Origin of the sequence: Xylanibacter rodentium, assembly GCF_013166575.1 — a bacterium.
Lineage (GTDB): Bacteria > Bacteroidota > Bacteroidia > Bacteroidales > Bacteroidaceae > Prevotella > Prevotella rodentium.
This window is the reverse complement of the sequence record NZ_JABKKE010000007.1, coordinates 159,930-167,329: the sequence shown is the minus strand read 5'-3', so window position 1 is coordinate 167,329 and position 7,400 is coordinate 159,930. Positions and strand designations below refer to the sequence as shown.

The 7,400-nt window shown below is 43.6% G+C and carries 5 protein-coding genes; 2 read left to right on the top strand and 3 right to left on the bottom strand.

Translation table 11 applies throughout. The annotated features are described in order from the left end of the window. Positions 1-157: 157 nt before the first annotated feature. Positions 158-583: a hypothetical protein gene (locus HPS55_RS05985; RefSeq protein WP_172175149.1), complete on the bottom strand. Its 426-nt coding sequence runs from the start codon at positions 581-583 to the stop codon at positions 158-160. A gap of 200 nt (positions 584-783) precedes the next feature. Between HPS55_RS05985 and HPS55_RS05980 the strand changes: the two genes are divergently transcribed. Both HPS55_RS05980 and glgP read left to right on the top strand, forming a co-directional pair. Then, positions 784-2,454: a glycosyltransferase gene (locus tag HPS55_RS05980; RefSeq protein WP_172175152.1), complete on the top strand. Its 1,671-nt coding sequence runs from the start codon at positions 784-786 to the stop codon at positions 2,452-2,454. A gap of 36 nt (positions 2,455-2,490) precedes the next feature. Continuing rightward, complete coding sequence (gene glgP, locus HPS55_RS05975; protein WP_172175155.1) at positions 2,491-5,061, top strand: alpha-glucan family phosphorylase; 2,571 nt, start codon at positions 2,491-2,493, stop codon at positions 5,059-5,061. A 205-nt stretch (positions 5,062-5,266) separates the two neighbouring features. Here the strand turns inward: glgP and HPS55_RS05970 are convergent, their stop codons facing one another. Both HPS55_RS05970 and HPS55_RS05965 read right to left on the bottom strand, forming a co-directional pair. Next, the gene (locus HPS55_RS05970; protein ID WP_172175158.1) at positions 5,267-6,397 is read right to left on the bottom strand and encodes a TlpA disulfide reductase family protein; all 1,131 of its coding nucleotides are present in this window, start codon (positions 6,395-6,397) and stop codon (positions 5,267-5,269) included. Between the two features lie 9 nt (positions 6,398-6,406). Beyond that, on the bottom strand, positions 6,407-7,345 hold the full coding sequence (locus HPS55_RS05965) for a ribose-phosphate pyrophosphokinase (RefSeq protein WP_172175161.1): 939 nt from the start codon (positions 7,343-7,345) through the stop codon (positions 6,407-6,409). Positions 7,346-7,400: the final 55 nt, after the last annotated feature.

Below are 7,400 nucleotides of genomic sequence, written 5' to 3'. Positions count from 1 at the left end.
GGTGAAACGGGCGGGGGAGATTTTTTTTTTGTGTGTTTGTGTGGATGTATGGTATGGGGACCCTGCCGGGGCCGTGGAATTGGAATGGGGGATGTAAAATCCCGATTATACATTATCAATAATTCTATATTATCAATTAATGTGATGACGAATTGTGTTATTTCTTCTTTATTAGTTTAAACTGTTTTGGAAGTTTTTGCCATTTTCCGTTGTTTGCTACTTTAAGCGGACTTCCACTTTCTTGTTTGAATGTATATGTTGAGTCGTTTTCATGTTTTAGGATTGCTTTCAAGTCTTCACTGCCATAATCATTTATAAGATTAAGTTCGGCACTGTTTTTGTCTTTTATTTTTGCAGAAGTGACAAGCCAATAGAAATTATTTAGCTTTTTGCCTAAATATCCTGGAAGTTTTCCGAATAGGGAATGATTGGGAACTTCAACTTCCATTGAATGAAAGTCTATGTTCATGTATATGGAATACTCGTCATTATAGAAATAGCCTTTGAATGTTGTGTTGTTGTTTTGGGCCTTTGTGTTAGCGGATATGGCAGCCAATACTAAAGTGAAAATATATTTCTTCATAATTTTATCTGTTTTATGTTCGCAAATATACAATAAAAACATGAGATTGTATACCGACAGAATAAAGAAAATGATTTTTCTTTAGAAGAAGGTTGCTGAATCTTAGTCATTAAATGGTCTGTTTTTGGAAATTAATGTTGTATTTTGTTTGAAATATTAAAAAAAATATGTATTTTTGTGCGCATATATTGAGATTAAGTATGGTAAAAGAGAAGTTGATTCCAGACTATATTTTTGAGTCAAGTTGGGAAGTCTGTAATAAAGTTGGTGGTATTTATACCGTTCTTTCGACAAGAGCGAAGACTATTAAAGATAAGCTGCAAGACAAATTGATATTTATCGGTCCTGATTTCTGGAAAGAGAAAGAGAGTCCTTATTTTCAGGAGGATAAGGATTTATTTAGGGAATGGAAAGAAAAAGCCTCAGAAGAAGGACTGGCAGTAAGGGTAGGGCGTTGGTCTGTTCCGGGCGAGCCTGTAACTATACTCATTGATTTTAAACCGTTTTTTGATAAGAAAAATGAAATCTATTCTTGGCTGTGGGAACATTATCAAGTGGATAGTCTTCATGCTTATGGCGACTATGACGAAGCATCAATGTTTTCTTATGCGGCAGCTTTGGTAGTTGAAAGTTTTTATAATAATAATATTGATAGTTCAAAACGTGTGATTTACCATGGTAATGAATGGATGACAGGTTTGGGACTGTTGTATATAAATTACAAATTGCCTCAGATAGGAACATTGTTTACCACTCATGCTACTAGTATAGGTCGTAGCATTGCCGGTAATATGAAACCTCTTTATGACTATTTGTTTGCTTACAATGGCGATCAGATGTCTGTTGAGTTAAACATGCAGAGCAAACATTCGATAGAGAAGCAGACTGCTATGTATGTGGATTGTTTCACAACAGTAAGCGATATCACGGCTAATGAGTGTAAGGAGCTTTTAGACAAGCCTGTGGATGTTGTTTTGCCTAATGGTTTTGATAACAGTTTTGTTCCGAATGCATCTGTATTTGCAAAAAAACGCAAGGCTGCCCGCAAGCGTCTCATAGAGGTTGCCAATGCGCTGCTTGGCGATAATCTGGATGATGACACTATGATAATATCGACAAGCGGACGTTACGAATTCCGTAACAAGGGGATTGACGTTTATATTGAGTCACTTAACAGGCTGTTGCGCAGCAAGGAACTCAAGAAAAGAGTGTTGGCCTTTATTGAAGTTCCAGGATGGGTAGGTGAACCACGCCATGATCTTGTGGAGAGGCTGAACAGCGGAAAGAGTTTTGATACCCCGCTTGAGGTACCGCTTGTTACGCATTGGCTCCATGAAATGAGTCATGACAACACTCTTGGTATGATGAAGTATTTTGACATGCACAACCGTAAGGATGATATGGTTAAAGTAATATTCCTGCCATGTTATCTTGACGGTAATGACGGTGTGCTCAATATGACATACTATGATATAGTTCTTGGCAATGATCTTTGTGTATATCCGTCTTATTATGAACCGTGGGGATATACTCCGCTTGAGTCGATAGCGTTCAAGGTGCCGTGTATTACTACGGATCTTGCCGGATTCGGCTTGTGGGCAAACAGTGTGAAAGGCGGGTTTAGTGATATTCAAGACGGTGTTAAGGTCATACACCGCACTGATTATAATTATTCGGAGGTGGCGGATACCATAAAGGATACTATTGCACGGTATTCAAATTTTACAAAGAAAGAAATCGATGCAGCACGTAAGAAAGCCGATGTGTTGTCAAAGAAGGCTCTATGGACTGAATTTATAAAATACTATTATGATGCTTACGATATTGCTTTGGTCAAGGCTGAGGAACGAAAATGTCGTGAAGCTCAATGAAAGATAGAAAAGACATAATAATAATTTTAAAAAGTTATGAAGATTAAGGCAGATTATGCTAATGCTCCTCAGTGGCAGGAGATTACTGTAAAGTCAACTCTTCCGGAAAAATTGAAGTGTCTGGATGAGATTGCACACAATGTGTGGTGGACATGGAATTATGAAGCAAGGGACTTGTTCCGCGATTTGGATCCTGAGCTTTATCATGAGGTGTCACACAATCCCGTCCTTTTGCTTGAGCGTCTCAGCTATGAGCGCAAGGAAAAGATCGTCAAGGATGCGGTGATGATGGAACGTATCAATGCTGTTTACTCATTGTTCCGTGAATATATGGACGTGGAGCCGGATGCATCCCGTCCTTCTGTGGCCTATTTCTCAATGGAGTACGGTCTGAACCATGTTCTTAAGATTTATTCAGGCGGTCTTGGTATGCTTGCCGGTGATTATCTTAAAGAAGCATCCGACAGCAATGTAAACATGTGTGCCGTAGGTTTCCTTTACCGTTACGGATATTTCACACAGTCGTTGAGTATGGATGGCCAGCAGATAGCCAAGTATGAAGCTCAGAATTTTAACTCATTGCCTCTTGAGCGTCAACTTGACGAGAACGGCAATCCCCTTGTAGTAGACGTACCCTACAATAACTATAGCGTTCATGCTTATGTTTGGTGTGTGAACGTAGGCCGTATCAAACTCTATCTTCTTGATACCGATAACGAGTTGAACTCAGAGTTTGACAAACCCATAACACATTCGCTTTACGGTGGTGACTGGGAGAATCGTCTGAAACAGGAGATTCTTCTTGGTATCGGTGGTGTGCTCACATTGAAGAAACTCGGTATCACCAAGGATGTTTATCATTGTAACGAAGGTCATGCTGCACTCTGCAACCTGCAGCGTCTGTGCGACTACATCGCAACAGGCTTGACGTTCAATCAGGCTATGGAGCTTGTACGTGCATCATCCCTCTATACCGTTCATACTCCCGTACCTGCCGGTCATGACTATTTCGATGAAGGACTCTTCGGTAAGTACATGGGCGGTTATCCTGCCAAGTTAGGAATAACATGGGATGAGTTCATCGGTATGGGACGCAACAATCCTAATGACCATTCCGAGAAGTTCTGTATGTCGGTCTTTGCTTGCAATACATGTCAGGAGGTCAATGGGGTGAGCAAACTTCACGGTTGGGTAAGCCAGAAGATGTTTGCTCCCATTTGGAACGGATACTATCCCGAAGAGAACCATGTAGGCTACGTAACCAACGGTGTTCACTTCCCCACATGGACTTCTACCGAGTGGCGCAAAGTATATGCCAAGTACTTTGACAAGAACTTCATGAAAGACCAAAGCAATCAAAGCATTTGGGAAGCAATATACAATGTGCCCGACGACGAAGTATGGGAGACACGTATGGCACTGAAGCAGAAGCTCGTAGACTACATACGTATGCAGTTCCGTGAGACATGGCTCAAGAATCAAGGCGATCCGTCGCGTGTGGTTTCGTTGCTTGACAAGATCAATCCCAACGCACTGATGATAGGCTTCTGTCGTCGCTTTGCTACTTATAAGCGTGCTCATCTGCTCTTCACAGACCTTGACCGTCTGTCCAAGATTGTCAACGACCCTGAGCATCCCGTTCAGTTCCTTTTTGCGGGTAAGGCACATCCTGCCGATGGTGCAGGTCAGGGACTTATCAAGAAGATATACGAAATCAGCCAGCGTCCCGAGTTCCTCGGTAAGATTATCTTCCTTGAGAACTATGACTTCCAACTTGCCCGCCGTCTCGTTTCGGGTGTAGATATATGGATGAACACCCCGACACGTCCTCTTGAAGCATCAGGCACGTCAGGTGAGAAGGCCGAAATGAACGGTGTCGTAAACCTCTCTGTGCTTGACGGATGGTGGCTTGAAGGCTATCGCGAGGGTGCCGGATGGGCTCTTACCGAGAAACGCACATATCAGAATCAGGGTTATCAAGATCAGCTCGATGCAGCAACAATCTATAATCTGCTCGAGCGTGAGATTATCCCGCTTTACTACAACAAGAATGAAAAAGGATATAGTGAGGGTTGGATAAAGGTTATCAAGAACTCCATTGCCCAGATTGCTCCTCACTATACAATGAAGCGTCAGCTTGACGATTACTATGACAAGTTCTATTGCAAGGAGGCAGCCCGCTTCAAGACACTTGCTGCCGACAACAACCGTTTGGCCAAGGATATTGCACAGTGGAAAGAGGCTGTGGCCGAGCGTTGGGATAGCATCAGTGTGGTTTCGTCAGAGTGGAACATTCCTTCTACAGGTGCCGTGATGGGCAAAGAATATACGCTGAAGTATGTCATCAATGAGCAGGGACTTGACGATGCCATCGGTTTGGAGTTTGTAACAATCAGTCCCGATAAGAATGGCGAAGACCGTATCTTCAATGTCATTCCTCTTACGGTTATAGGTCGTGACGGCAACAACTTCACTTTCGAGGGTAAACTCGAACCCAACAATGCCGGTATCTTCAAGAGTGCCGTGCGTATGTATCCCAAGTGCGACAAGTTGCCTCATCGTCAGGACTTCTGCTATATTAAATGGCTTGACTTGCCTAATATGTAGTTCAGGTTGTAGAGAGAATACAATTGTCAAACAAAAATCCCGGAATTCCATATTGGAGTTTCGGGATTTTTTATTGTTGGAATTCAAAGTCTTCATCAATTGAAAATTGGGAATTGAAAATGGAGAATTATGATTACTCATTGTTAATGAGAGGGTAATCATAATTCTCCATTTTCAATTCCCTATTCTCAATTTTAAGTTAATTCTATTCCATCAACGACTTTATGAATGTTTCGAGTTCTTCGCCTCGCAGTCCTTTTTTCAGAATCTTTCCATTGCTGTCCACAACGATGGTCTGCGGAATAGACTGTACATTGAACATTCGCGCTGCAGCGTTGTCCCATCCTCGGAGATCGGACATCTGAGGCCATGCCACACCGAGTTCCTTGCTTGCAGCTTCCCATGCTTCGCGTTTTGAGTCAAGTGATATTCCCAATATACCTAATCCCTTGTCTTTGTAGCCATTGTACATACGCACCATGTGGGGCATCTCAACCCTGCACGGGCCGCACCAGCTGGCCCAAAAGTCAATTACGGTAATCTTGTTCTTTCCTATTTCGGCAAGTGCGCTTATAGGTTTGCCGTTGATGTCGTTCATAGTGAAGTCCGGCATGATGTTTCCTTCAGCCGTCGATTTCATTTGGCTGAGTTTTTTCACAACCATTTTCAACGCCTGACGTTCCTGCATGTGGCGTGGCAACTTTTTTATCAGTTCCAGTTTTGTGTCGGCTTCAGTCGGATCGTCAGTATCGCTCATTCCTGCCATATCGTCGTAGGCTGTAAGCAGGAAATATCCGAATTCATTGTCGGTATTCTTTTCGGCATATTCCATTACCAGTTCTCTGAACTGTTTGTGCAGCGTCTCCACCTTCTTCATTTCTCGTTGTTGCTGGTCATAGTTAAGGGTGTTGCCGTTTACGTATGCCGCAATGCTGTTAATCTGCCGTCCGATTCTCATCACACTGTCGTTCATCTCCTGCCACTTGTTGTTTGTTGATGTTCCATTCACCTTTGTCTCCTCAGGCTTTTCAGACAGTTTGATGCTGATGGTTCCAGGCTCGATGAAGAAAGGTGCATAAATGCCTTTGTGATTTTTGCTGTACACCATGCATAGCCGTGTGGAGTCGGCTTTTTCTTCTTCGGTCTCAAACTTTCCGTCCTTTACTATCAGTGTGTCTATGGGCGTGCCGGTGAACAGATCGTCTGTGACGAATAGTGTGTCACCGTCATTCAGCATCGCTGCTTCACCCTTTATCCTGTACCCGTCAGACTGACAGGCCGCAAGAACAGAGCCTGCGGTCATCAGTCCGATTATTGAAAATGATAATTTGTTCATTGTAATCTTTTATACCAAATACAAATTGCTGATGCTCTCGTTGTGTATTACGCGGCGTATGGCCTCGGCAAACATGTCGGCTACGGAAATCTGCTTCACCTTGGCTGAGCGGTGGGAGTAAGGTATGGAGTCGGTGAATACAATTTCTTCGAGAGCCGAATTCTGCACCCGCTCGCTTGCCGGACCACTCATAACACAGTGCGACGCACATGCACGCACGGTCTTTGCACCGGCCTCTTTCATTATGTCGGCAGCTTTGGTGATGGTGCCGGCCGTGTCTACCATGTCGTCGATTATTACCACATTCTTACCTTTCACGTCTCCGATTATCTGCATGCTGTCCACTACGTTGGCTCTTGCCCGTGTCTTGTTGCACAAGACCAGCGGACATCCGAAATACTTGGCGTATGTATTGGCACGCTTCGAACCTCCTACATCGGGTGATGCAATCACCATTTCCTCCAGTTTCAGATTCTGCAGGTATGGCAGGATAACGCCCGATGCATACAAGTGGTCCACAGGCACGTTGAAGAATCCTTGGATCTGATCGGCGTGCAGGTCCATTGTTATCAGGCGGTCGATGCCGGCTACGCTCAGCACGTCGGCTATCAACTTTGCACCGATGCTCACTCTCGGCTTGTCCTTGCGGTCCTGGCGTGCCCATCCGAAGTATGGAATCACAGCGTTTACGGTACGTGCCGAAGCCCTCTTTGCGGCATCGATCATCAGGAGCAACTCCATCAGATTGTCTGAATTAGGGAATGTGCTTTGAACGAGAAAAACGTCGCGTCCGCGTATCGATTCCTCGTATGATACTGCAAATTCTCCGTCAGAGAAATGTGTGATTACCAGTTGACCCAACGGACAACCCAGACTTTGGCAGATTTTCTCGGCCAAATATCTCGTGTTAGTACCCGAGAAAACCATGTAAGAGTTTTGTGCACTCATCTTTTTGTTTGTCAGTTTGTATATTATGCAATAAATTCTTTCTGTCTTTTCTGTC

Excerpts from the sequence above, each read along its gene's own strand:
- HPS55_RS05985 (WP_172175149.1), bottom strand. The coding sequence starts at position 583 with ATGAAGAAATATATTTTCACTTTAGTATTGGCTGCCATATCCGCTAAC.
- HPS55_RS05980 (WP_172175152.1), top strand. The coding sequence starts at position 784 with ATGGTAAAAGAGAAGTTGATTCCAGACTATATTTTTGAGTCAAGTTGG.
- glgP (WP_172175155.1), top strand. The coding sequence starts at position 2,491 with ATGAAGATTAAGGCAGATTATGCTAATGCTCCTCAGTGGCAGGAGATT.
- HPS55_RS05970 (WP_172175158.1), bottom strand. The coding sequence starts at position 6,397 with ATGAACAAATTATCATTTTCAATAATCGGACTGATGACCGCAGGCTCT.
- HPS55_RS05965 (WP_172175161.1), bottom strand. The coding sequence starts at position 7,345 with ATGAGTGCACAAAACTCTTACATGGTTTTCTCGGGTACTAACACGAGA.